The 24,342-nt window shown below is 59.4% G+C and carries 26 protein-coding genes and 1 pseudogene; 7 read left to right on the top strand and 20 right to left on the bottom strand.

Going from position 1 to position 24,342, the window contains the following annotated elements; all coding sequences use genetic code 11:
• Positions 1-7: 7 nt before the first annotated feature.
• On the bottom strand, positions 8-508 hold the full coding sequence (locus tag HQ945_RS14300; protein WP_113281557.1) for an ion channel: 501 nt from the start codon (positions 506-508) through the stop codon (positions 8-10).
• 188 nt (positions 509-696) lie between these two features.
• Between HQ945_RS14300 and HQ945_RS14295 the strand changes: the two genes are divergently transcribed.
• Entirely contained in the window at positions 697-1,167 is a 471-nt protein-coding gene (locus HQ945_RS14295; RefSeq protein WP_113281559.1) for a DUF992 domain-containing protein, read from the top strand.
• A gap of 75 nt (positions 1,168-1,242) precedes the next feature.
• On the opposite strand, the gene HQ945_RS14290 is transcribed toward HQ945_RS14295, so the two are convergent.
• The 5 genes and pseudogenes from HQ945_RS14290 to HQ945_RS14270 form a co-directional block, all read right to left on the bottom strand.
• The gene (locus tag HQ945_RS14290; RefSeq protein ID WP_027231201.1) at positions 1,243-1,548 is read right to left on the bottom strand and encodes a hypothetical protein; all 306 of its coding nucleotides are present in this window, start codon (positions 1,546-1,548) and stop codon (positions 1,243-1,245) included.
• A gap of 135 nt (positions 1,549-1,683) precedes the next feature.
• Positions 1,684-2,574, bottom strand: coding sequence for a fatty acid desaturase family protein (locus tag HQ945_RS14285; protein WP_113281561.1), 891 nt, complete (start codon positions 2,572-2,574; stop codon positions 1,684-1,686).
• A gap of 157 nt (positions 2,575-2,731) precedes the next feature.
• Positions 2,732-3,760: pseudogene (gene ftsZ, locus HQ945_RS14280) on the bottom strand (cell division protein FtsZ); the annotation flags it as partial.
• Between the two features lie 166 nt (positions 3,761-3,926).
• Positions 3,927-4,340 (bottom strand): DoxX family protein, encoded by a 414-nt coding sequence (locus HQ945_RS14275; protein WP_091947980.1) that lies wholly within the window; start codon positions 4,338-4,340, stop codon positions 3,927-3,929.
• Between the two features lie 85 nt (positions 4,341-4,425).
• Positions 4,426-5,751 (bottom strand): PQQ-dependent sugar dehydrogenase, encoded by a 1,326-nt coding sequence (locus HQ945_RS14270; RefSeq protein ID WP_174208219.1) that lies wholly within the window; start codon positions 5,749-5,751, stop codon positions 4,426-4,428.
• Between the two features lie 144 nt (positions 5,752-5,895).
• Between HQ945_RS14270 and HQ945_RS14265 the strand changes: the two genes are divergently transcribed.
• Positions 5,896-6,876, top strand: a complete 981-nt coding sequence (locus HQ945_RS14265) for an SDR family oxidoreductase (protein ID WP_174208218.1) — start codon at positions 5,896-5,898, stop codon at positions 6,874-6,876.
• On the opposite strand, the gene HQ945_RS14260 is transcribed toward HQ945_RS14265, so the two are convergent.
• Entirely contained in the window at positions 6,870-7,193 is a 324-nt protein-coding gene (locus tag HQ945_RS14260; protein ID WP_174208217.1) for an antibiotic biosynthesis monooxygenase family protein, read from the bottom strand. The genes HQ945_RS14265 and HQ945_RS14260 overlap by 7 nt on opposite strands.
• 12 nt (positions 7,194-7,205) lie before the next feature.
• Positions 7,206-7,490 (bottom strand): DUF3175 domain-containing protein, encoded by a 285-nt coding sequence (locus HQ945_RS14255; RefSeq protein WP_174208216.1) that lies wholly within the window; start codon positions 7,488-7,490, stop codon positions 7,206-7,208.
• A 40-nt stretch (positions 7,491-7,530) separates the two neighbouring features.
• On the opposite strand from HQ945_RS14255, the gene HQ945_RS14250 reads away from it, so the two are divergent.
• Together HQ945_RS14250 and HQ945_RS14245 are read left to right on the top strand one after the other, a co-directional pair.
• A complete protein-coding gene (locus tag HQ945_RS14250) occupies positions 7,531-8,214 on the top strand; it encodes a UdgX family uracil-DNA binding protein (protein WP_174208215.1) in 684 nt (227 codons plus the stop codon).
• 72 nt (positions 8,215-8,286) lie between these two features.
• A complete protein-coding gene (locus HQ945_RS14245; RefSeq protein WP_091921076.1) occupies positions 8,287-9,207 on the top strand; it encodes a sensor domain-containing diguanylate cyclase in 921 nt (306 codons plus the stop codon).
• Between the two features lie 11 nt (positions 9,208-9,218).
• Here HQ945_RS14245 and HQ945_RS14240 read toward each other — a convergent pair whose 3' ends face one another.
• Positions 9,219-9,794 carry a MarR family winged helix-turn-helix transcriptional regulator gene (locus HQ945_RS14240; RefSeq protein ID WP_027231212.1) on the bottom strand — a complete coding sequence of 192 codons (576 nt, stop codon included), beginning with the start codon at positions 9,792-9,794 and terminating at the stop codon, positions 9,219-9,221.
• A 254-nt stretch (positions 9,795-10,048) separates the two neighbouring features.
• Between HQ945_RS14240 and HQ945_RS14235 the strand changes: the two genes are divergently transcribed.
• Together HQ945_RS14235 and HQ945_RS14230 are read left to right on the top strand one after the other, a co-directional pair.
• On the top strand, positions 10,049-10,282 hold the full coding sequence (locus HQ945_RS14235) for a hypothetical protein (RefSeq protein WP_139217638.1): 234 nt from the start codon (positions 10,049-10,051) through the stop codon (positions 10,280-10,282).
• Between the two features lie 47 nt (positions 10,283-10,329).
• A complete protein-coding gene (locus HQ945_RS14230; protein WP_174208214.1) occupies positions 10,330-11,178 on the top strand; it encodes an aldo/keto reductase in 849 nt (282 codons plus the stop codon).
• On the opposite strand, the gene HQ945_RS14225 is transcribed toward HQ945_RS14230, so the two are convergent.
• The 3 genes from HQ945_RS14225 to HQ945_RS14215 form a co-directional block, all read right to left on the bottom strand.
• Entirely contained in the window at positions 11,175-12,983 is a 1,809-nt protein-coding gene (locus tag HQ945_RS14225; protein WP_174208213.1) for a chloride channel protein, read from the bottom strand. The genes HQ945_RS14230 and HQ945_RS14225 overlap by 4 nt on opposite strands.
• A gap of 202 nt (positions 12,984-13,185) precedes the next feature.
• The gene (locus HQ945_RS14220) at positions 13,186-13,995 is read right to left on the bottom strand and encodes an SDR family NAD(P)-dependent oxidoreductase (RefSeq protein WP_174208212.1); all 810 of its coding nucleotides are present in this window, start codon (positions 13,993-13,995) and stop codon (positions 13,186-13,188) included.
• Between the two features lie 96 nt (positions 13,996-14,091).
• A complete protein-coding gene (locus tag HQ945_RS14215) occupies positions 14,092-14,943 on the bottom strand; it encodes a DMT family transporter (protein WP_162737250.1) in 852 nt (283 codons plus the stop codon).
• A 252-nt stretch (positions 14,944-15,195) separates the two neighbouring features.
• Between HQ945_RS14215 and HQ945_RS14210 the strand changes: the two genes are divergently transcribed.
• Entirely contained in the window at positions 15,196-16,350 is a 1,155-nt protein-coding gene (locus tag HQ945_RS14210; RefSeq protein ID WP_091921086.1) for a fumarylacetoacetate hydrolase family protein, read from the top strand.
• 2 nt (positions 16,351-16,352) lie between these two features.
• On the opposite strand, the gene HQ945_RS14205 is transcribed toward HQ945_RS14210, so the two are convergent.
• From HQ945_RS14205 to HQ945_RS14170, 8 genes are read right to left on the bottom strand one after another with little or no spacing between them, the layout of a single operon-like run.
• On the bottom strand, positions 16,353-17,291 hold the full coding sequence (locus tag HQ945_RS14205; protein WP_113281511.1) for a phosphatidate cytidylyltransferase: 939 nt from the start codon (positions 17,289-17,291) through the stop codon (positions 16,353-16,355).
• A complete protein-coding gene (locus HQ945_RS14200) occupies positions 17,284-17,904 on the bottom strand; it encodes a lysophospholipid acyltransferase family protein (protein WP_113281512.1) in 621 nt (206 codons plus the stop codon). Before HQ945_RS14200 ends, HQ945_RS14205 begins: the two co-directional genes overlap by 8 nt.
• A gap of 56 nt (positions 17,905-17,960) precedes the next feature.
• Positions 17,961-18,383: a hypothetical protein gene (locus HQ945_RS14195; RefSeq protein WP_091948024.1), complete on the bottom strand. Its 423-nt coding sequence runs from the start codon at positions 18,381-18,383 to the stop codon at positions 17,961-17,963.
• Positions 18,376-19,722 carry a phosphatase PAP2/dual specificity phosphatase family protein gene (locus HQ945_RS14190; protein WP_113281513.1) on the bottom strand — a complete coding sequence of 449 codons (1,347 nt, stop codon included), beginning with the start codon at positions 19,720-19,722 and terminating at the stop codon, positions 18,376-18,378. The genes HQ945_RS14195 and HQ945_RS14190 overlap by 8 nt, the downstream gene beginning before the upstream one ends.
• Positions 19,719-21,521, bottom strand: a complete 1,803-nt coding sequence (locus HQ945_RS14185) for a bifunctional alpha/beta hydrolase/class I SAM-dependent methyltransferase (RefSeq protein WP_174208211.1) — start codon at positions 21,519-21,521, stop codon at positions 19,719-19,721. Before HQ945_RS14185 ends, HQ945_RS14190 begins: the two co-directional genes overlap by 4 nt.
• Complete coding sequence (locus HQ945_RS14180; RefSeq protein ID WP_113281515.1) at positions 21,522-22,139, bottom strand: CDP-alcohol phosphatidyltransferase family protein; 618 nt, start codon at positions 22,137-22,139, stop codon at positions 21,522-21,524.
• A gap of 23 nt (positions 22,140-22,162) precedes the next feature.
• On the bottom strand, positions 22,163-23,491 hold the full coding sequence (locus tag HQ945_RS14175) for a GGDEF domain-containing protein (RefSeq protein WP_051614740.1): 1,329 nt from the start codon (positions 23,489-23,491) through the stop codon (positions 22,163-22,165).
• A 45-nt stretch (positions 23,492-23,536) separates the two neighbouring features.
• Positions 23,537-24,298 carry a transporter substrate-binding domain-containing protein gene (locus HQ945_RS14170; RefSeq protein ID WP_027231224.1) on the bottom strand — a complete coding sequence of 254 codons (762 nt, stop codon included), beginning with the start codon at positions 24,296-24,298 and terminating at the stop codon, positions 23,537-23,539.
• Positions 24,299-24,342: the final 44 nt, after the last annotated feature.

Raw genomic sequence — 24,342 nt, 5'->3', positions numbered from 1 at the left:
TGTCAGGTCAGGCATCAGGGTCTGCCTGATCGGAAGCCCGTTCCTTCGGTCCCTTGATCCGTGCCCGGTCGAGCTTGCCGAATTCAGTCATGATGCTGACGAGAACGCTGCTCGTCCAACCGAATGTGAACAAGCCGGAAATGGCTATGATCGGGCCGAGCAGTCGCCAGCGTTCCGGCAGGGCGATATTGCCCTGGCCGAGTGTCGTATAGCTTTCAAGGACGAAATAGTAGCTGTCTCGCATGGAGGGGATAAAACCTCTCGCATAAATCGGAGCGGCCCAAATGAGGGTCTCGGTGAAATGCAGCGCCGAGAGCGAGGCAATCGTCGCGGCGAGCAAAAGGTTGATGCGCCAGTGCGAGGTGCCACTGTCCACATGAACCCAGGCCCGGTTGAAGCGCAAGTTGATTGCCCGAATTCCGGCGCCGTGGACAAAGATGACAATAATCAGAATAACTGTGCCGACAGCAATCTCGAGAACCGGCTCAGGCGTGGAAAGGTCATTCATCGTGTCACCCATGTCTCGCGTAACCAGAGGGCCTGCAGCCGGAAGAACTATCGCAATGCAGGACAAACTAGCACGGGTGCCAGAATATCCACTGCTGTAACAGTTACGTACTTCCCACGAATGGCTGTTGCGAAGATCTTTTGGCGGTCGCCCAGGGGACTTTCAATAGTGGCGAAGGAGATACAATGATGACTTTCCTCAAAAAGGCATGCTTTGGCTGTATCGTTGCGCTTATTCCATTCGGCGCAAATGCGGAGTCTACCCAAATCGGAACACTGTCCTGCGACGTATCCAAAGGCATAGGGATGTTTGTCGTCGAAAAGCAGAAGCTGACCTGTACGTTCAAACAGGACAAGGGCGGCAGTCCCGACAATTACACCGGGTCCATTGACGAGTTCGGCGTGGCGCTTGGTGAAGTCGCGGCAGGGCACCTCATTTGGGGTGTCGTCGCAGCCACCAGCGGTCTTCCAGCGGGAGCGCTTGCGGGAACATATAGCGGCGTCGGCGCGAACGCCTCGGTCGGCCCCGGTGCTGGCGCCAATATTCTCGCCGGCGGAACCGGCCGGGCCTTTTCCCTGCAACCGATATCAGTTGAAGGGCAGGAGGGCATCAACTTTGCCGGAGGGGTAACGACCGTAACGCTGTCGCCGGCGCAGTAAGATAACTGCACTGGAAGCAAGCGGTCAGTTGCGTCGTTGATCCTGAGGGATCGACGCAACTACGCTATTGGTCGTTCAGAGCTGGTCGTTATAGGGCCGCTTGGTCTCGCCAACCATTCTTGCGAGATGTGAGAACGACCATGGCGTATCGGCGCCTGAATTGTTTGCCAGCTGCAAAAGGCGGATGGGGAAACACACGGCGTCGCGATTGGCTGGGGATAGGTGCTCGACTGCCCTGTCGTCGCCAACGGCGACGGCTTCGGCCCTCCGTAGGGCTGTGTCGATTTCGACTGCGGTCAACAGCCCTTTGGCAACGAGGGCCCGGTTGACAGCTGCGATGGCTAGGCAAAGTCCTTCCAGTTGAAGATTGGCCGTGTTCATCTTCATTCCTTTCCTGGCGCAACGGATGATGGCCCTACCATAGTAGCGCGGAATCCAGCCGCGCGTAACATGGGATCGCCAATCCCCGCTTCTCTGGAAAAACTGGGCTTGCTCGGACCGGATGGATTCGGATCTCTAACGAAGTCCTTCGATGTATCTGGCGTGGAACCGCATGTATCCGGTCTCTGTCTCCTTAAGATGTTCCTCGATCAGCGCATGGAACTCAGGCAGCCGGTGGAAGGGAACTCCCGGATAGGAATGATGCTCGGCGTGGTAGGGCATGTTCCAGGCGAGCTTGCGCACGAACCATGTCGTCGTCGTGGTCCGGCTGTTCTCGAGCATATTGGCGACGAAGGCGCAGCGCCCATGTTCGGCGAGGAGATACAGCCGCAGGAATGGTTGCCCTATGATTGCCGGGATAATCCAGGCGAAGAGCAGCACCGATGATTGGAACCATAGCGAGAAGCCTGCGAGGGTGATATAGGCAAGGATCATGATCTGTGCCTCGCGTTTTACCTTGTCTTGTCCCTTGGGCGGGACATAGGGATCATCGCAGCGACCCGAGGCGTTTTGCAAAAGAGTCTTTACATGGCTCAACCAGACAGGGAGTCCAGAAAGGTGGACGATGTATTCGCGCAACGTTTCTGGCTTTGGCGTTGCAAGCTCGGGATCGTTATCGGGATCTTGCGTATAGCGGTGATGGGCGAAGTGAAAATAGCGGAACCAGTCGGCCGGAAGCACGATCATGAAACCGCTTATGCGCGCGACGACATCGTTCAGCCGCTGCGTCTTGAACGGCGTGCGATGCACGGCCTCGTGCAGGAGCGTGAACAGGAAAACGATGAGGATCCCTTGCGGGAGCATGAGTAAAGGCCAGAACGGAACGCGAGCGACAATCAACGACCCCAACAGGCCAATCGCGCCCCAATGCACGCCAAGCTGCACGAGGCCTGCTGCATCCGACTTGGCGGTCAGGCGATCGCGCTGCTCCTGGGTCAGCGAGGCAATGATGGTGCGGTGGTCCATGACAACCCTGTCCATTGGCATCAACGCATTCATGTTACGCACGTACAGCGGAGTCTAACGCCCGTATTTCGGCATTGTCACGTCGCATTTCGCATACGACATGAGCGGCTCATGACTTGGGATCGGGTTGGTTCCGTCAGCCTTGGCGACGCAGGAACGGCATGACCGAGGGACTTGCCTCATGCATCGCCGCCGCTGCGGTTTCGACTGCCGCTGCATCGTCCTGGTCGATGCCGGTCGCGACGACCGACACGCGGAATACGCCTTCGAGCGCGTCGTCAAACGTTGCGCCGAGAATGATGTTGGCTTCGTCGTCGACTTCCTCGCGGATGCGAGAGGCGGCGACATCGACTTCGAAGAGGGTCATGTCGCGTCCGCCCGAGATCGAGACGAGGACGCCCTTCGCACCCTTCATCGAGGCTACGTCGAGCAGTGGATTGGCGATGGCAGCTTCCGCGGCGGTCTTGGCCCGTTCCTCGCCCGTTGCTTCGCCGGTGCCCATCATGGCGCGGCCCATATCGCGCATCACGGAACGCACATCGGCGAAATCAAGATTGATGAGGCCTTCGCGCACCATCAGGTCAGTGATGCAGGCGACGCCCGAATAAAGCACGCGGTCGGCCATGGCGAAAGCGTCAGCAAATGTGGTCGAGGCATTCGCCACGCGGAAAAGGTTCTGGTTGGGGATGACGATGACCGTGTCGGCGCTGGCGCGAAGCTCCTTCATTCCCTCTTCGGCCATCCGCATGCGCCTTGTGCCCTCGAAGGTGAAGGGCTTGGTGACCACTGCAACCGTCAGGATGCCGGCAGCACGGGCTGCCCTGGCGATGACCGGCGCGGCACCGGTTCCCGTGCCGCCGCCCATGCCGGCGGTCACGAAGCACATATGGGTGCCGGAAAGGTAGTCCATGATTTCGTCGATGCATTCCTCGGCGGCGGCGCGGCCGATCTCCGGGGCTGAGCCGGCGCCCAGTCCTTGCGTGACATGCGCACCGAGCTGGATCAGGCGCTCGGCCTTGGACATTGTCAAGGCTTGCGCGTCGGTATTGGCGACGATGAAGTCCGTTCCCTCGAGCTTCTCGCGAATCATGTTGTTGACCGCGTTACCACCACCTCCACCGACACCGAACACGGTGATGTTGGGTTTCATCTCGGAAATTTCCGGCTTTCTGAGGTTGATGGACATCCTGGTTCCTTCGTGTGCTGATCTGCCCGCCGCACATTCAATTGCGGCTTTGAATTCCGGCAGGGCGGCGAATCAAAAAATCATGCTCCGGAACATGTGCAAAGAATCAGACACGGCGATTCGGCGCAACCCCGATGCACGTCTTATCGGGGTCGCGCGGAGCGCTTCAGCGCGAAAACGGCAGGATTGCGCGCAGGCGCGGATCACGCAGGTAAAGCCCGCCCCAAAGAATGAGGCCGAGATAGACCCCGAAGAGCAGGTGGCTGAACAGCGGGTTACCGACCCGAACCTGCGTCGCAATTGCGCCCCCCATGTAACCGGTGAGCAGGATCGCGCCAAGAACGGAGGTTTGCGGAACAGCGTAGAGGATCGTGCAAACCAGGCCGAGGATGCCGAGGCCCCGGGCAAAGCCAACACCTGTCGGAAGCCCGAGTTCGGCGCAGGTCTGGATGACGACATCGAGCGGAATGAGCTTGATGCCACTGTCGAAGAGCATGAAGAGGATGATCAGACCGCTCATGACGCGGCCGGCCCAAACGGCCGTGTTCGATAGGGGAGCGGCTTCAACAATCGTTTGCATGTAGTTATCGCCTCGCAGGTTGGTGTTCCCGCCAAGGACGTTCGCCGACGCAAGCCTCCGACATCGCAGCAAAAATTTTGTGCGGCTATTTCGCGGCTGGAGTAATTCGCCAGATCGTATTGCCGACATCATCTGCCACAAGCAGTGCTCCGGCCTTGTCGACCGCAACGCCCACGGGCCTCCCCATCGCCTTATCCTCTGCATTGATGAAGCCGGTCAGCACATCCTTCGGCGGTCCCTGAGGCTTTCCGTCCTTGAACGGCACGAAGATCACCTTGTAGCCGCTGCGCGGCTTGCGGTTCCACGAGCCGTGCTGTCCAATGAAGGCACCGTTCCTGTACTCGGGTCCGAGCAACGACGCGGTGTAGAAAGTCAGGCCCAGCGATGCCGTATGAGCGCCAAGCGCATAATCCGGCTTGATCGCCTTGCTCACAAGATCAGGATTTTGCGACTTAACGCGGGTATCGACATGCTGGCCGAAATAACTGTAGGGCCAGCCATAGAACGCGCCATCCTTGACCGAGGTCATGTAGTCCGGCACGAGATCATTGCCGAGCTCGTCGCGTTCGTTGACGACGACCCACAGTCTGCCGTCATCGGGATTCCAGGAAAGGCCGTTGGGATTGCGCAGTCCGGACGCAAAGAGCCGGCTCTGCCTGCTGGCGAGATCGATTTCGAACACCGCCGCCCGATTTTGCTCTGCCGGGATGCCGTTCTCGCCGACATTGCTGTTCGAGCCGACGGTGGCATAGAGCTTCTTGCCGTCGGGGCTCGCAATAACATCCTTGGTCCAATGATGGTTGATCGGCCCGCCTGGCAGATCGACGATCTTTTCCGGTTCGGCCTTGATCGTGGTTTCACCGTCCTTGTAAGGAAAAGCGACGATTGCATCGGTGTTGGCAACGTAGAGCTTGCCGCCTGAAAGCGTCATGCCGAAGGGCGAATTCAAGCCTTCGAGGAAAGTCTCCCTGGTATCGGCCACACCGTCGTGGTTGGTATCGCGCAAGAGGATGATCCGGTTCGGTGTTTCAACGCCCGCTCCCGCGCGCTTCATGAAAAAGCCCATGATCCACTTCTTGATGCTGAACCCTTCATCATGTGCCGGAGGCGCGTTGGTCTCGGCAACGAGCACATCGCCATTCGGAAGAACATGAAGCCAGCGTGGATGGTCGAGGCCGCTGGCGAAAGCGCCGACCTTCAACCCTGAAGCGGCCTGGGGCGCCGTCCCTTGCGGCCAGGGATCGGTCTTTGCAACATTGATCGTCGGAACGAGTGCGGTATCGGGTTCCGGTAATACGGGATCAGGCCCATAGCCCACGGCGTAATTTGCGCTCGTCTGGGCAAGCGCTCCAGCGCTCGCGACCATCGCCGCCATAAAAATTCCAGAGAGTAGCTGCCGTGATTGCTTCATGTTCTTTCCCTGCCAGAAGAGCGCTGCCGCGCGAGCGAACCTAGCACAGTAACGCGGAACAAGCGTTTCGGTTCGGTGAGGGAACCGATCACCAATTCGTGGCATTTACTCACAACTTCACCCGAAGGCGCGGAGGTAAAAGCAATGGCCCAGACTGCTCGATCCAATAAGGGCAAGCAAACGGCGGAACGGCAGCGGACGATCCAGAAAAGGGCCGATACGAAGGCCAAAAAATCCGGCTCGGGGCAAGAAAAAAAGATACCTCAGACGGGAGCGCGCGCCTACCCGGTCCCGCCGTTTCCAAAACAGCATCTGTCAAAACCGGGAACGGAGTCCATGCTCAAACCGGAGCCGATGTGCGACGCGCCCTATTATCTCGGTTCACGCAAGCTCGAAGGAAAGGCAGCCCTGATCAGCGGCGGCGATTCAGGAATCGGGCGGGCCGTTGCGGTGTTGTTTGCGCGCGAGGGCGCAGATGTCGCCATCATTCATGTCGATGAGCCCACCGACGCCGAAAAGACCAAGGCGCTGGTCGAGAAGGAAGGCGGGAAATGCCTGGTGATGGCCGGCGACGTGCGAGACCGGGAATTCTGCAAGGAAGCGGTCGAGCAAACCGTGAAGGCATTCGGTGCGCTCGACGTTCTGATCAACAATGCAGCGTTTCAACTCCACACCGACGCGTTCGACGAACTCACGGAGGAGCACTTCGACGAGACGATCCGCACCAACCTCTACGGCTATTTCTTCCTGGCGCAAGCTGCGGCCCGCAAGATGAGGCCGGGTTCGGCCATCGTGAATACCGGCTCGGTGACCGGGATCAGAGGCAGCAAGAACCTCCTCGATTATTCGATGACAAAGGGCGGTATTCACGCCTTTACGCGGGCCCTTTCGGGCAATTTGCTGTCCAAGGGCATCAGGGTAAACGCGGTGGCGCCAGGCCCGGTGTGGACGCCGCTCAATCCTGCCGACAAGGAAGCGGCCGACGTTTCGAAATTCGGAAGCGACACGCCGATGATGCGGCCGGCCCAACCCGAGGAAATTGCCCCCGCCTATGTCTTTCTCGCCTCGCCTCACTGTTCAAGCTATATCACCGGCGAGATCCTGCCGATCATAGGCGGCTACTGAGATCGGCCATTGCTGGTGCGGATCTCGAGAATCTGAACTGCATCGGGAATCTCGATCAGATAATCCTTGTCGCGTGGAAGATGGTGAATGCTGTTCGGATCGCTGCCGGTGAACCGTGACATCGCTTCAATGCTTTCCCAATAGGAAATCGTGATGAATTCGGTTTCCTGCTCGCGATCCTCGCGCAGTGTCTGCACCCACAGCGCCTTTTCGATAAGCGGTCTGATCCCTTCCTCGAAGTTATAGGCCTCGTACTCATCGGCAATGTGCGGCAGCGTGCGGCCACGCCAGATACGCGCAATCTTCGCCTTTTCCATGATTGAACCCTCTCAGTCTCGCCCGAATTCCTTGCGAAGCTCGCCCTTGGCTTGCTCCAGAATGTGCTTTTGCGCCTCGGGGAGGTTCTTGCCGGCGCGGTTGATGTAAAAGGTCAGCATCGACATGGCAGAACGGTAGGGGCTCGATTTCCTGCGGTCCGAATGTTCCGCCGATTGCTTTAGCGAATGCGCAATCTTGCGCGGGTCCTTCTGTTCGAAAACATTCGCTTCAAGATCCAGCGCATCGCTATGCTCTGTGACGTCTTGCGACCATTTCTTCTTGGCTGTCCTGGCCATTGCAGTACTCCTGCCTGTTGCGCTGGAGATTCAACCGGAGATGGCAGGATTGGTTCCCAATGCCGTGGAACCACGCAATTCTTTCACGCGTTACGGCGCCATGGACAGGTACATCACCGACGGTGAGACGCCGGACGCGCACTCGCTATCCGAGCTAAAGGCGGAAGCCGACCACTGCCGCCGCTGCGATCTCTACAAGTATGCAACCCAGACTGTCTTCGGGGAAGGTCCCTCGCGTGCCAAGATCGTGCTTGTTGGCGAACAGCCCGGCGACAAGGAGGATCTTGCGGGCCGGCCTTTCGTCGGGCCAGCAGGTCTGGTTCTCGATGAGTGCCTTGAGGAAGCGGCAGTCGACCGGGATCAATGCTACGTCACCAATGCCGTCAAACATTTCAAATTCGAGCAACGCGGCAAGCGTCGCCTGCATGCCAAGCCTAACGGCGGCGAGATCGAGGCCTGCTCCTGGTGGCTCAGAAATGAATTGCGGCTGATCCATCCGAAAATAGTGGTCGCGCTCGGCGGCACCGCGGCCTCGGCGCTACTCGGCAGTTCGGTGCGTGTCATGCGCGATCGCGGCAAGGTCGTTGAAACGACGATGTTTCCGCCGGTGCTTGTAACCATCCATCCGTCCTATATCCTGCGAATTCGCGATCGGGCCGATGCTGCGGCCGAGAAAAAGGCGTTCATCAAGGACCTCTCGGCAATCAAGGCGCTTGCTACCTGATGCAACTATCTGTTCCGGTCGGGCGGGATTCGGGTTAGTTGTATTCCCGTGCCGTGATTGATTCAGGTGAGCATGGATTCTTCGAAGCGAGCAGACGCAATTCTCGACAATCTTCTGTCGCTGCAGACGGAAAGCCTCGCCTTGGTCGCCGTTTATGACGAAGACGATGTGCTGCGCTACGCAAACAAGAGTTTTCGCGCCGCCTATCATCTTACCCCTGACGAGCAGTTGAGCTGGGGCGATATCATGCGGCGCAACTTCCTGGCCGGCGTCGGGACCGTCTTGAAGACGGCCGACTTCGAAGAATGGTTGCGCTCGACCCAGTCACGCCGCGGCAAGACCGCCTTCCGCTCGTTTGAAACAGATCTCGCCGACGGTCGATGGCTGTGGATGACCGAGACAGTGCAATCGAACGGCTGGATGCTGTGCATTGCCAGCGACATTACCCCACTGCGCGCCGACGACCGCTGGCTTCGCCAGGATCGTGATCTGGCGTTGCGCGCCTCGCAAACCGACGAACTCACCGGGATCGCCAACCGGCGCTTCATAATGACAAGGCTTGAGGCGCTTGCGGGCAAGACACCGGCGCCTGGTATCGATATTGGCTGTATCGCGGTGCTCGATATCGATTATTTCAAATCGATCAACGACCGCTACGGCCATCAGTCCGGCGATGTGGTCCTGCTCGATTTTGCCCGGCATGGGCACTCGTTCGTCAGGCGACTTGATTGTTTCGGCCGGATTGGCGGCGAAGAGTTCATGTTCATTCTGCCGGACACCAATATTGAAAATGGCCTGGCGATCCTGGAACGCGTGTTCAGCAAGATTCGCACCTCGAGGCCGCTTCCGTCATATCCGGAGGTTTCCTATACGTGCTCGGCAGGTATGACGGCATTGAAGCCGGGCGACACTGCCCAGGATGCATTCGCGCGGGCCGACAAGGGGCTATATCAGGCCAAGCTTGACGGGCGGGACCGTATCGTCGCCATCTGAGGGTGGCAGTTCTACCGCTCGTCAGGAGATCCGAAAATGGCAGCCGTCGCCCAAGCCCGCTCCAACCTGTCGAGCGTTTCGAACGCTATCTCCATCCGCCGCATGTTCTCAGGGTCGCCAGCCACCAGCTGGTGATATTTTTCGGTGATTTCCGTCAGGTCGGCGCACAGATCCTGCGCCTTTTGTGTCAGGCGCACTCGGATCGTGCGGCGATCGCGCGGCAACGGAATGCGCTCGACATAGCCACACTCGCCGAGCTGCTTCAGGTAATAGGAAAGGTTGGTGCCGCCATAGGGCCCGCGATCCATGAGCTGGCCTACGGAAAGTTCGTCATTCCCGATCGTCAGGAGCAGCATCGCATGGGCAGGACCGATTTCGCGCACGCCGAGGCGGGACATCTCGGCCTGCAGGAATGTGGCGAAGCGGCGATTGGCCCGCTCCAGCGTACGGCCCAATTCGAAGTGGGTGAATGCGGAAGAGGACGAAGGCGTGCGTTTGCGTCGTGGTGCGTCTACCGCGTCAACGCTGTCCTCGCCTTCCTTGGCCGGGTCGGCTTCGACGAGATTGTGCAGCAAATGCGAGATCATTAGGTGCTCCTGAAACCAGTGTACCACGCGGTGGAAACGGTAATTCGCATGTGCGAAGGGGGAAATTACAGGGCGTAGGTTAACAGAAAAGAGCGAGGACTAGAAGGCATAAATAGTACTAAAGGATTAGTTGATGTGGAAACGGTCCTCTGCGACGCTCCTCGTGGGAGGAATAAAAATAGTTGGCAAATTGGTTGAACGTTCTGCGGGAGAAGAACGAATTGGCCACCGTGTTGGGAAAGAAAATTCCCAGGATGCTCGCGCACGAATCACTTTCGCTCGAACAGATGTCGGAACTCTACAAGTTCCTTGAAAGCCATGCGCACAGCATGGAGGAAATCCGGTCGGAGATGGAAGGCGAAGACCTGCCCGAATCCTATTATCAGGTGGCTGAGGACCTCGATCTCATCTTCACCGACCTCGCGGCGTCGGCTGCGGAGCGGCTGCGCGACATGCGTGCCGGTCCGACAGGCCCTTGCACCGGTTGACGATCGATGCTGGACTGGGCGTTCATCGGGTCTTGCAGGACTGAACAATGAAGCATTCGGATATCAGGACGACGTCGCTGCCTTCTGGCGAGAAGGTACCTGTTCTCGGCCAGGGCACCTGGTTCATGGGCGAGGATAGGCGCCAGGCGCAAAGAGAGGTGGAGGCGCTTCGCCTCGGTATCGATCTTGGCATGACGCTGATCGACACTGCGGAAATGTATGGCGATGGCGGCGCGGAGGAAATCGTTGGCGAGGCGATCGCCGGACGGCGCGACGAGGTATTCATCGTCAGCAAGGTGCTGCCGTCCAACGCTTCGCGCAAGGGAACGATTGCCGCTTGCGAGCGTAGCCTGAAGCGGCTGAAATGCGAGACGATCGATCTTTATCTCCTGCACTGGCGCGGCGGATACAAGCTGCACGACACAGTCGCAGCCTTCGAGGAACTGATTGAGACGGGCAAGATTCGCGCGTGGGGCGTCAGCAATTTCGACACGGACGACATGGAAGAACTCTTCGATGTTTCCGGCGGAAGCGCCGTTGCCGCCGATCAGGTGCTTTACAATCTGACGCGGCGCGGCATCGAATTCGACCTTCTGCCATTCTGCCAAAACCGAACGATCCCGGTCATGGCCTACTCCCCCATCGAGCAGGGCCGTATGTTGGGGCATCCTGCGCTTGCCAAGATTGCCAAGGCGTATGAGATGACGCCGGCGGTCGTGGCGCTTGCATTTGTCATCAATCAGGAAGGCGTTATCGCCATTCCGAAGTCCAGCACGCCGCAACACATCCGCGATAACCGCAAGGCTCTGGACCTCAAGCTCTCGGCAGAGCACCTCGCAGTTCTGGACAGCGTATTCCCGCCGCCGCAGCGCAAACAGCGGCTTGCCATGCTCTAAATCTCTCCCGATACGTCGCGGCGTTGCCGGTCGAGTTCTTCGCTGTATCGACGCAGCAAGTGACTTTCAGTCAGGAGACCGATGACGCGCCGCTCGACGAGATCGTTGACGACAGCAAGCGCTTCGCTCTCCGTCTTGTCGAAAATCGCTGCCGCCTGCTTGGCGTTCATCTGCGGCTGCAAATATTCGTTGCGGTATTTGATGAGACCGGCAATCGGCAGGTCCTCGTCGGCGTTCTCGGTCAGGCCCGCATGCGCCTCGGGCACGAGGACCATGCCGGCATATTTGCCGGTGTCATCGACGATGATCACCCGCTGCGTCGAACCCAATGGAAAGTCACGGCAGAATGCGCGGATGGTCTGCTCGATTGGCGCCGTGCGAACATCGGATCGCATGAGCTTGTTGACCGTGAGGTTGCGAATCCAGCCGACGTCATGGGCGCTGCGAATGCTCTCACCGCGCAGGTGGAAACGCCAGGTCGCGAAGGAGTAGCCGAACGTATGGCGTACCGTCAGCGACGCTGCGGTCACCGCGGCGAGAACGAGGACCGTTATTGGAAAGTCGCCGGTGATCTCGAGGGCGAGGAACGTCATCGTCAGGGGACCGCCAATAACCGAGACGGCAAGCGCACTCATTCCGACGACCGCGTAGATCACCGGCGTCAGCGTCGCGTGCGCAAAAATATAGGGCGCCGAATAAGCAAAGAGCTTGCCGAGCAAGGCTCCCATGAACAGCGAGCCGAAGAAAAGCCCGCCTCTGAAACCCGATCCGATGGAGATCGCGGAAGCCAGCGATTTGAGCAACAGCAGGCCGACCAATGCGGCAATCGTCGTGGTCGTGTCGAGATTGAGGTGCAGGGCGCCATGTCCGCCCGACAGCACCTGCGGTGTGACGAGGGCGAGGAGGCCGACGATGGCGCCGCCGAGGAGGGGCCTGAGCGCTGGTGGAATGAAGCTCTTGCGTGCCATTTCCTCGACGAAAGAGACGCCCTTCATCAGGAGAATGCCGGCGAGTGCGCAAAAGATGCCGAGCAACATGGCTGGCAGGTAGTCTGCCGGTACGACCGCACCGAAATGGCCGATGTCGATGACAAAATGGTCACCCGACAGGGCTCTGGCAACGACATTGGCGATCAGCGCCGACACGATCACGGGCGCAAGGCTGAGGATGGTATAGGAGCCGATGATCAATTCGAAGGCGTAGAACGAGCCGGTGAGCGGCGCATTGAATGCTGCCGCAATCGCTCCCGCCGCGCCGCAGCCGACAAGAATGCGCAAATCCGACCGGCGAAGTTTCAGCGAAAGACCGATCTTCGACGCAAGTCCTGAGGCAAGCTGTGTGTAGCCGGCTTCGAGCCCCACCGATGCACCGAAGCCGTTCGAGATCAAATTCTGTGCGGCAACGATCAGGCTGTCATTGAGCGACAGCCTGCCGCCATGCAGCGCATTCGCCTCGATGGGGTCGACCATGGGCCGTTTGCAGTAGCGCGTGAGAACGAGCAGCACGAGGCCCATGAGAGCGCCGCCGAAAATCGGCGCGATGAACAAAGTGGTCGTATTGGTCGTTACGATCGTCGAAAGGCGCTCGCCGGCCTCGAGACCAAAAATCATCTGGTGCATGCCCTGGGCGATCATGCTCATGGCCGTGACCGTCCAACCCGAAACAACCCCGACGACAGCGGCTGCAAGGACGAGGCCAAGTTCGGTGCTGCGGGCGAAAGCCCGCAGCCGGCTCGGCGCAAGGAAAATCGAGAACACGCCCAATCGGCGCAGTGCCAGCTTGCGATAAAGTGGACGTAAACCCATGAGCGGACCGTGTTGGCGTGAACCTCCCGAAGGCGGGAGAGGGTGCGATGTGCGCGTTGCGAAGCGGTTATACATCCATTGTGTCAATGAGTTGGCACAAAACGCCGGGAATTGGTAGCGCTCAACCTTTGGTGATGCGATTCATGCAATGAGAGCCGGGCGCCTTGTAGCAGCCGGCTCAACGGATATCCGCTATTTGGGTTTAGTTGCCTTCTCGGGCGAAGAGGCGCGCCGCCGGTTCCCGGTGCGAAAGATTGGGTCGCAATGCTTGCCGGGCGCCCTCGAAGGCATTCCAGTCGGCAATGTCGGGCAAGGCCGGAATTGTGACGAGTTCGCCCTGGTCGAGGCCGGCCAAGGACGCATCGACCATGTCGGCCGCGGTCATGACAATGGCACTCGGCAGGTTTTCAACCGGCCGGCCGGCGTTCGCCCAGAACTCCGTGCTCGTGGCGCCGGGCAACACGGCCTGGATACGGATGCCCTTGTCGTTGAGTTCGTGATGCAGGGACTGGCTGAAGGCGAGCACGAAAGCCTTGGTCGCGCCGTAAACGCCGTTGAGCGCTTCCGGCGCAATGGCGACGATCGAGGCGATATTGATAATCGTGCCGCTGCCGCGTGCGACGAATTTTGGCACTGCGGCCTCCGTCAGCCGTGTCAATGCAACCACATTGAGCTTGATCATCGCGTCCATTTCAGCCGGATCGGATTCGAGCAGTGGTGCCGTTGCGCCGACGCCCGCATTATTGACGAGCATGGTTATGCTCGCATCGTTGGCAAGAATTGCTCCGACCTTCGCAATTCCGCTGTCGTCGCCAAGATCGGCGGCAACCACTTCGACGCTCCGCCCCGTTTCGGTGGTCAGGCGCGAAGCAAGGCTTGTCATCCTGTCGCGATTGCGCGCCACGAGAATGAGGTCATAGCCGCGGCGTGCAAGCCTGTCCGCATATACCGCGCCGATGCCCGATGATGCGCCAGTGATCAGCGCCGTGCCCTGGTCTGATTGAATGGTCATGTCCTGGTTCCTTCCATGTCTGGGTGACTGGAGGGAGAATACAACTGAACGGCCACGGCCTAAATGTCATATAAGCCACGTTTTAGGACACCGCTGTTAGGTGACAGAATTAGCAGGTGTCGGCCCTTTCTTTGTTCCGGCCAGAACGTTGGCGACCACGGCGGCAAAAACGATCGAGCCGCCAATAACCGTGCTTCTGCTCGGAACCTCGTTGAATACCAGCCAGATCCAGAAAGGTGCGAGAGGCGCATCGAGCGAGCCGATAAGGGCGGTTTCTATCGGTGGAAGCCATTTTGCGCCAAGCGTGAAGCAGGCAAGCCCAACGGCGGAAACGAGGATGCCGAACATGGCAATGAGGAGGAGGTCGTGTGCGGAGACCGACAGCGGATTGCCGAGCGGCCAGCAGATGAGCGAGCTCAGGAGGGCCGACACGCAGGCGGCGGGCATGACCGAGATTTCAGGAGACCGGCGCACGATGACCATCAGCACGCCCATGCAGAGGGTCATGCCGAATGCCAGCAGATCGCCGAACAAGCTGCCCTCCGTCCCGAGCCCGACCATGATGATGACGCCGCCCATCGCGGCGATGCTCGCGACGATCGCGCGCAAGGTCGATCGCTCGCCCATTGCCAGCCAGGCAACGACGGCGGCGACGAAAGGGATTGTCGCATAGATGACCGCGACATGCGCCACCGTCGTCTCCTTGAGCGCGGTTATGAAAAACACCATGCCCAGCGACGAGACCGCTACGAAAAGCCAGCCGGGACGACCCATATGGCGGAAGCTCTTCCAGGCGATCCCACCTTCAAAAAGCATCATGGCAACGGCAATGCCGATCGAGCCGAAAATACCCCGCCAGGCAAGGATCGTCCAGCTGTCGAGCGGGATCGCGCGCGTGAACAACCCGGCAAGGCTCCAGGCCACTGCGGATGCAGTAACCAGGATCAATCCCAGTCGATATTCCGCTACCCTGTTCACACACGCCCCGGTTGTCTTTTGCCCTTGCGCGTACTAGTGGCGCGTTCGCACAAAATGACAAGATATATTGGAAGCCCGTCCACGGTCTCCTGACAGAGCGGCCCGGACGAGCGTCGGGCTGGTCTTGATTGGAGCGCACTCCTCCCGCATAAATGCGGGCAAGCAGTCCAGGGAGAGGATGCCATTCTACTCCGTCAATCCGAAACATCCAGGAAATCGATCATGTCAAATGCCATCGTCCCAACCTCCGGCGTCCTTCTCGGACGAGCCAAAATTCCTGGCTACGACCACCCCCGGATCGTCACAATCAGAGATGGCATTGTTTATGACATCACCGACAAGGCTGGCCCGACCGTGCGCGACATATGCGAGATGGCCGAACCCGCAAGCTATGTTACCGGCGTGGAAGGTACCAGGATCGGCGCCGTCGATGCCGTCCTTGCCAATAGCTGGTCCGGCACGTTCGATCCGGCCCACCCGGCATTGCTGTCACCCATCGATCTGCAGGCGGTCAAGGCGTCCGGTGTGACGTTTGTCGCCTCGCTGCTTGAGCGTGTTATCGAAGAGCAGGCGAAGGGCGACAAGACCAGGGCGGATTCGCTGCGCGAAGAGGTACTCGGCCTTATTGGCGCGGATCTGTCGCAAATCGTGCCGGGCTCGCCCGCTGCGATGCAGGTGAAGGAGGCGCTGATTGCACGCGGCGTCTGGAGCCAGTATCTCGAGGTCGGCATCGGGCCGGATGCGGAGATTTTCACCAAGGGGCAGCCCATGTCGACGGTCGGCTTCGGTGCTGACGTCGGCCTTCATCCAATCTCAAGTTGGAACAACCCCGAGCCGGAGATCGTGCTCGTGGTTGCCAGCAGCGGGCAGATCGTCGGTGCGACGCTTGGCAATGACGTCAACCTGCGCGATGTCGAAGGTCGGTCAGCGCTGCTTCTCGGCAAGGCCAAGGACAACAATGCGTCCGGCTCCGTCGGACCTTTCGTCCGGCTCTTCGATGGCGAGTTCACACTCGAAACCGTCAAAGCCGCCGAACTCAGCATGCGGGTCGAGGGCGAGGATGGCTTCGTGCTCGACGGGCATTCCAACATGGCGAAGATTTCGCGTAAGCCAGAATCGCTGGTTGAGGCGACGATCGGTCGGCACCATCAGTATCCGGATGGCCTCGTCCTCTTCCTCGGCACCATGTTCGCTCCGGTCAAGGACCGCGACGGCCCGGGCAAGGGCTTCACCCATAAGCTCGGCGATATCGTCTCGATATCCACGCCTTCGCTTGGGACATTGTCCAACCGGGTGCGGCTCTCGACCGAGTGTGCACCGTGGACCTACGGGGCAAGCCATCTGCTGCGCGATCTCGCCAGGGCGGAACTCCTCTAGCGCTAGGTCCAGAAATACCGGACGAAGTGAAAGAAGACCGGCGCGGCGAAGACGAGACTGTCCGCGCGGTCGAGCATGCCGCCATGGCCCTCGATCATGTGTCCCCAATCCTTGACGCCGCGATCCCGCTTGATCGCGGAGGCGACGAGCCCGCCGAAGAAGCCCATGATGCAGGCAAGAGCAGCCATCAGCCCGGCCTGGACCGGCGTGAACGGGGTCAGCCAGTAGAGCGCTGCGCCAAGCAGCGAAGCGCTGGCGATGCCGCCGATGAGCCCTTCCCAGGTCTTCGAAGGCGAAACCTTCGGCGCGACCTTGTGCCGGCCGAAGAGCTTGCCGAACACATATTGCAGGACATCGCTGCCTTGCACGGTGGTTATAAGGAAGGCGATGAGCAGCAATCCCTTGCCGGCAAAGCCGGGGATCGCCAGCGTGAGCAGCGCCGGAACATGGCTGATGCAATAGACCGATAGCATAATGCCCCATTGCTGTTCGCTGACACGTTCTAGAAAGCGCGCGGTGTCGCCCGAAATTGCCGTCAGGGCAGGCATGGCGAGGAAGCAGTAGACCGGCACGAAGATTGCAAACAGGCCGTACCACTCGATCCACAGCAGATAATATTGAACGGGGATGATCACGAGGAACATGCCGATCAGGATCCAGTGATCCCCGCGCCGCGTGTGGGTAAGCGTCACATATTCGCGCAAGGCAGCGAAGGACACGAAGGCAAACAGGAGGATGACACCGCCCTTGCCGAAAAAGAAGGCGGCGGAGATCGCGCCAACCATGATCCACCACGCCTTGATGCGCGAGTTGAGATTGGCGAGGGCGTCCGGCAGCACGTCACCTTTTCGCCGGCTTTTCCAGGAGAGGGCGGTGGCAATGGCGCTTGCGCCAGTGAGGACGGCAAGAAGGCCGAGAAACAGCCAGGCTGCTTCAACCATGATCGAGAGCCCTCTGCTGTTCGGGACTAAGCGCCAGAAGCGCATCGCGGGCACGCGCCAGGAAGGCGTGGCGATCCTCCTCTGGCTCCAATTGAACCGGCGTGCCGAAAACGACGCGGCACAATAGAGGGACCGGTAGAAACGCGCCCTTTGGCAGCACGCGGGACATATTCTCGATCCAGCATGGGACAAGCTCAACGTCGGGGCGAGCCAGGGCAAGATTGTAGATACCTGAGCGGAAGCGCAGCAGCGGTTCCTCGGTCATGTTGCGCGTACCTTCGGGAAAGATGATCAGGGAGTGTCCTTCGGCGAGAGCGCCCAGCATGATGACCATCGGGTCTTCGGCCCGTTCCACCCAATTGCGCTCGACCAGCACCGTATTGAGAAGATCGCGGGCAAGGATGTGGCGGACGCGGTTCTTGCGCCAATAATCTGCGCCCGCGACGGCGCGCGTCCGCGCACGCTCCTTCGGCGGGAGGCACGTCGAAAGCAGAATGAAATCGCCGTGGCTGGCATGGTTGGCGAAATAGATGCGCTGCCGGCCGGCGGGTGCGCAGCCCTGCCAGATGGGCCGCACGCCGGTAATTGCGCGCGACAGGCCGGCAAGGACCATGGCGGCGGCGCGCCGCGTGACATGCTTACCGAACGTCTCCCCAGGTTTATCCACGCTTATGCCGTCCACAAACTATAGGCCGTTGCGGAAGCAAAGAGGGCAAGGAAGACCGCGAAAGCCAGATGAAGGCGCATCAGTAGGCGGTTGGTGCCAGCAATGCGAGCGTTGAGCGGCCGGGTCGTTTTTGGGCATTTGCGCAGGCGCATGCGCTCGAGCAGCTTGTCGGCGGCACGACAGCCCGCCGTTTCGTCTTCATGCGAGGCAATGAAGTGGAAAAGCGCCGCATCGAAGCGCAGATAGATGGCAAGGAACAGCGTCGTCAGACCACCAACTATCAGGAGTGGCCATAGCCAACTGAAAAGCTTGCCCCCGGCGTCTCCCGCAACGGAAGATGCCACCAATAGAATGCAGGTCAAAAACCCATATGTATGGGCCCTGCGCGTCAAACGGGCCGCGAAGGTTTCCGCGTCTTCATCCATGCCGTTCCCCTGTTTCTTCCGTCACGATCATATCGTCGCTCAGGTGTATTGGCCTGCCCCCTGTCTTTATAAGGTGTATCGCCTGTTCTGCGTTAACAGCGTGCCCATGGCGCAAAAGCCAGGTCGCCACTGCCGCCGCGCTGCGCTGAAAGCCGAGCGCACAACAGACGAGCACGGGACCTTTCATCTGCGCATTTTCGATGGCTTCCGAAGCTTTTTCAAGATCGGCGGGCGGTACTGGCACGAGATCGAGCGCCGGGAAAGTTCGCCAGGCAATTTCGACGCCGGACGGTCTTGCAAGTTCGCTGGTCAAATCGATCACACTCGCAAAAGCCGAAAGCTCCGCACGTTTCGGCAGGCGGCCGAGGTGGACGTTGTCAAGAATCCGCACGGAGGAAGGCAGCTTGCGGGTCCATAGGTAGATGTTGATTTTTACGCCAAGCCGATAGGGTGCAAGCAGCCACAGGCTGGCCAGCGATACTGTTCCATTTTGGCGTTTCTGGAAGACCCCGGGCCCTGCGCCAAGATAGGCGAGGGCGACAATGCCGAACGCCAGAGCCGGCCAAAGCAAGATGAGGTAAATGATCGATCTCGCTGCTTCGACTACAACAAGGAGAAGAAGCGCCAAACTGGCGGCGGCATAGTAGCTGCCGATACGCTTATGCTTGCCATTCGGACTGAGAACAAAATCCCCCAGCGGCGATGGCTCCCCGGCGGGAAATAGCCACAAGGCAAAGAATCCGAGGAGTGCGCCGGTCGGTATGTCGATGAAATGGTGCTGATAGGTGGTGAGCACGGAGACTCCGATCAGCAGGCACCACAGGTGCCATAGCCAGAGTATCGCGCCTGCGAGCCGGTGCCGCCAGTGTTCCCAGATGATGATGAGCAAGGCAATGTGCAGGGACGGCGCCTGGTTGAATGGCTTGTCGAAACCCCCGAGCAAATCGAAGAGGAAGCCCGGCGCTCCACTCGTCAAAGGCTTTGCGAAAGTAAAGGTCAGGGGAAAGGCGACGAAGCAGGCAACGGCGATCATCTGCGCCGTGAGATAGCGCCTTGCCAGGCGGTCCACCTCTGATTGGGTGTCGTTGAGGAACAGGGACAGACCGTAAAAGGCGTTGATCGACCAATAGGGAAAAATCGTCCAGGCGAGGAAGGGAATGTCATGTTCCCAGCTGAAGGTTATGTGCGCAACGTGCTGCCGTTGCGCGGCGAGCCAGTTGGCCGTGCCATAGGTGAGATAGAAGAAGGGTGCGAGAAAGGCGAGCCACAGTATGGCGCGCTTGGCTACCGGCCCTTCAAGACGCCATTTGCCAATCGGTGAAACGCTCGCCGCCGTCATTTACGCTCGGCGACCGACACTGTGAAAATGCCCCAGCGGTCGATGCGCTGCTCGATCTTCTTGAACCCTGCGGCAGCGACCAACTGGTCCATTTCGGCCTGTGTGCGCCGGCGCATGATCCAGGCTTCGCCGCCGCGGTGCGATGTCAGTGCGCGTGCGATCATTTCGAGCTGCGGATGCCAGGGCTGGTTGGTATAGATCAAAAGGCTGCCGGGTTGCATCGCCCGGGCGAGGCCATCGAGCGAGCGGCGGATCATGCCATTGTCGGAAAATAGTTCGTAAAGCCCGGAGACAATCGCAAGATCCGGGGAGGGCACAGTCGCCGCCAGCATGTCGCCATCGAAGGCATCAGCCTGATGGAAGTTCGCGATCGACTGGAGACCGCGCTCGGCTATCAACTTGTTCCCCGCATCTACATTGATGGGCGAATAGTCCTGGAGCCGGACACTGTCCAGCTTTATCCCGGATTGCGCGACGGCGTCGAGGATGTAGCGACCGTGGCCGGCAGCAATGTCGAGGACATTCGTTGTTCTTCCGCTCGCGGCGAGCTTGGCGAGGCACATTTCGATCAGCTCTTCGAGGTGCAGCTTTCGCTGGCGAATGCCGCGCCAGCCGATGGCTTCAAGGAACTGTTTGTCGATCAGCCTCCCGCCCGGGCCGATCCCCCGCGGTTGGTTCCGGTAGACATAGTCAAGCGTCGAACCGGAGTCGAAGCCGGTCTTCGCCCCCGTGCGGATGCCTTTGGAGATAAGGGCGGCGCAGCGCAGGGAGGTTCTGTACGAGGTCCAGTATAGGCCCTTGGCCGAAAGCATATCGTGTGGTGACGAAAGTCGGTCAGCCTCGTCGCGTGTGTAACCAGTGGCATCGGCGTTGGTGACGTCGAGTTCGGCTGGGGCCTTAGCAAAGCGCTCGGTTAAGAAGCGGCGCATATGGGCGATGGGAATGGCCCTCTCCCTTTCGCCGAGTGTGTCGTGAAAGAAGCCTTTCAGTACATGCCGTTCCTTCAGGGGATGCGCCAGATTTTCGTAGAAGCGGTGTTGCGGCGCATGGCGAACGACCCAGTCGCTCCCAGAGATCAGGAGCTGCGTCGGCACGACGATCGCGCGGGCGTCGGCGACGACCCGCTCCGCGGTATCGTAAAGGTCGAGCAATATGTTGGAAGCGATGGGGCGGGTGATCAGCGGGTCGTTTTCAAACGAGGCGATGCGCTCGGGATCGTGGGTGAGGAACTTGGCTTTGACGTAGGAATTGACGAAGAACTGGCCTTTCAGCTTTTGCCAGAGCGAGATGCCTTGCCGGGCAAAGGGAACGTAGAGTTTTACGCTGAAGGCCGGCGACGCAAGAACGAGTGCGCGGATGGGCGGCGCATAGTCATGGACCCAGCTTGCCGCGAGAACTGCTCCAACCGATTGGGCGACGACCGCGATATCTTCCATGGCAAAGCCGTCCCGGGCAATGATGTGCCGAACGAAACTATCGAGATCGCGTACCGAAGCTGCGAACGATGGAGAAAAGCCGCGCGTTCCGGGAGAACGGCCGTGGCCGCGGGCATCCCAGGCATAGAATGCAAAATCATCGAGACCAAGCTCGCCGACAAGGTGGGCGACACGCCCGCCATGCTCATGGCCGCGATGCAAAAGAACGATTGCGCCTCTGGCCGTCCCGCTGCGCGCCGGCCATTTGCGATAGAAGAGTTCCGTGTCGTCATGCGTGCGAAAGAAATGCTCTTCGGCTGCGCCGGGCGCGGTCCGGCCGTTGGCGTTCTCGGTGGTCGTTTCGTGTTCCGCCAACGAGATCATTCAGGATGCCGCCGTTTCCGCGCGCCGCAAGCCCGCCCGCACGCGATTGATCATGGTGTAGACCGATAGGAGCGCCATAAGAGGAAAGATCCAGCCGAACCAGTAAGGGAGCATGATACCGCTGCCGATGAGGGCCGCGATGACGCCGAGTGCCAGGGCACGGTCGCTCTTGCCAAAGGGTCCGTCATAGCCGCGGCCCCCGCCGGTCATCACGCCGAGAACGCCGGCATATTCGGTCAGCATCGCAGCTATAGCAAAGGTGACGACACCGGGCGGCGCAAATGGCCCGGCCAGCATGAAGGGCAGGATGAGCGCCACGTCCGAGACGACGTCGCCGAGTTCGTTAAGATAGGCACCGAGTTTCGAAGCCTGCCTGAACTCGCGGGCCATCATGCCGTCGATCGCGTTAAGCGCCATGCGCACGAAAAGGACGACGGGCAGCAGCCAGAAGACGACGAAGATGTCGTAGAATAGTGCCACCACCGCTCCCGCAAGGACCGAAAGCACGGCTGCCGCGAGGGTGACCTGATTGGCGGTGACACCGCGCGCGACCAGGCGACCGACGAGCGGCCGCAGCAGGTTCTGGAAGGCTGGCTTCAGGGAATAGAGCGTTGGCATGGGCGGGATTCCCGAGAATTGGTCTAGGCCGTCAGCGGTTTCAAATCGGCCCTGCCGGGCAAAGGAAGGGATTTCACAATATTGCGTCCGCTGTGCTTGGCAAGATAGAGCGCCCTGTCGGCATTCTCGAGCAATTGCGCCGCAGTCTCGAACCTTCCGCTTTTTATGGTCGCCACACCGACGCTGGCGGTGATACGGATGGTTTCATCGTAGCTTGAGGTGATGATAAGGCTGCTGATAGACAGCCGGATTTTTTCCGCTTCGGCAATCGCGCTCTGCAAATCGCAATCTGGAAAGACCAGGGAAAATTCCTCGCCGCCGTAGCGAGCCGCGTGGCAATCGCGTTCGGCACCGATGCTGCGCAGGACATTCGCTGTCATTTTCAGGCAGGTATCGCCCATCTGGTGGCCATAATGGTCGTTTATCGATTTGAAGTGGTCGAGGTCGACCATGAGGATTGCAAGATCGGTGTCGTTCTGCGTCGCCTTGGCAAACTCCTCGCCGATGCGCTTTTCGAAACTGCGCCGGTTCGCAAGCGTCGTCAGGCCGTCTTCTTCGGAAAGCGCCTGCAGGATGGAATTGGTCCGCAGCAGATCGAGTGAGACGTGGCCATAGGCTTCGATAGCCTCGTTGATCGTCGACAACTCACGGAACAGCGGCCGGCGCAATCTGAGCCTGCGCTTTTCGTGGCGGTCGATGGAGCGCAGGCCTTCGATGGCCGAATTTATGGGGCGAATTATGTGCCTTGCCACGACATAGATCGCGCCGACAGCAATGAGAACCGGCAGCGTCAGAATGATGATCCACGCTACCTGGATCATCTTCGCCGTCCGCTGGATATCGCCGGACATGCCATAGGCGAGAACCGCGGCGTCGCTGACGATGGATTGGCCGAGCTCATCGGTTACCCGCATGGCGCTTTGGTAGGTTTCGAGGGCCTGCCGCTCCAGCTCCGCTCGAACGGCGGGGTCGGGACTCGTATCGCCGGCATCCATCTTGCGAACCTGATCGCGCAGGGCGACGATCTGCTTGACGTGGCTGCTGACCTTTTGGACGCCCTTTGCCAACTGATCATTTTCATCCAGCGTAAAGCTCTGGGCAAGCACATGCGTCTGCAATTGCAGCTGTCGTTCCAGCTCGCGGTCTTTCGCGAGGTAAATCGAACGCGCCAGCGACGCGAGCCGCTCAACCTTGATGGCGTTGCGGTTCTGGCTCAAGACCAGCGGCAGCTGCTGTTCCTGGGTATAGCGCGCATCGTTCTCGATCTTACGCAGGAATACGATGGAAACGCCTGCGGCAACTATGGCGTAAAGGAGCACGAATCCGATCAGCAGCCTTCCGGCCGTGATCATCGATATCTGCACTCCTCTCCTGCGCGCTGCCATTGCCGGTTTTACCTAGTAGATGCTGAAGGGAAAATAAGTGTTGTTGATACGATCATACGTCCCGTTCAGCCGGAGATGATCGAGCGCCTCGTTGACCTTCTTGATCAACTCCACATTACCTTTTTGCGCGGTGATGTGCGCCGAGCTTTTGAGAAAGCCGTTGGTTACCGGATCGCCGACATAGTCGAACTTCGAATTATTCGGCGATTGCAGGAAGGTCAGCAGATCGATGGAATCCGCCAGCACCAGATCGACCTCGCCCGCCTGCAGCAGCTTTTGCGCTTCCGGTTCATCCTTGGTCAGAACGATCTTGCTCTCGCTATAGGCCTTCTCCAGATATTCCGATTGGATCGTCTGCTTGCCGGCCGCGATGCGCACGCCCTTCAGGGCGGCGGGCGCAACATCCTTGAATCGGTTCGGGTCTCCTGCAAACGCCGAATGCGAACGATAGTAGGAGCTTGAAAACTCCATTCGCGCGGCCCGGGCATCGGTATACGACATGCTCGCTACGACGAGGTCGTATTCGTTGTTTTCCAGCCTGCCGATAATCTCATCCCAGGGTATTGCAACGAGGGTGCAGTCGGCCTTCATGTCCTCGCAGACAGCCTTGGCTATATCAACGTCGAAGCCCACGAGATTGCCATTGGCATCGATGGAATTGAACGGCGGATATGCGCCTTCCGTTGCAACTCTAAGTTTTAGGGCTTCCGCCGAAGCGCTGCCCGCGAGCAGTTGAAGTGCTACAGCAGCCACTGCCAGGATTGTCAATTTCATCGTTTGCCGTCCCCAATACCCCGATGATAGCAGAATCACTCGGA

Origin of the sequence: Phyllobacterium pellucidum (assembly GCF_013327855.1) — a bacterium.
GTDB lineage: Bacteria > Pseudomonadota > Alphaproteobacteria > Rhizobiales > Rhizobiaceae > Phyllobacterium > Phyllobacterium pellucidum.
Note: the sequence above shows the minus strand (reverse complement) of the source record. Positions and strands in the feature narration are given on the sequence as shown.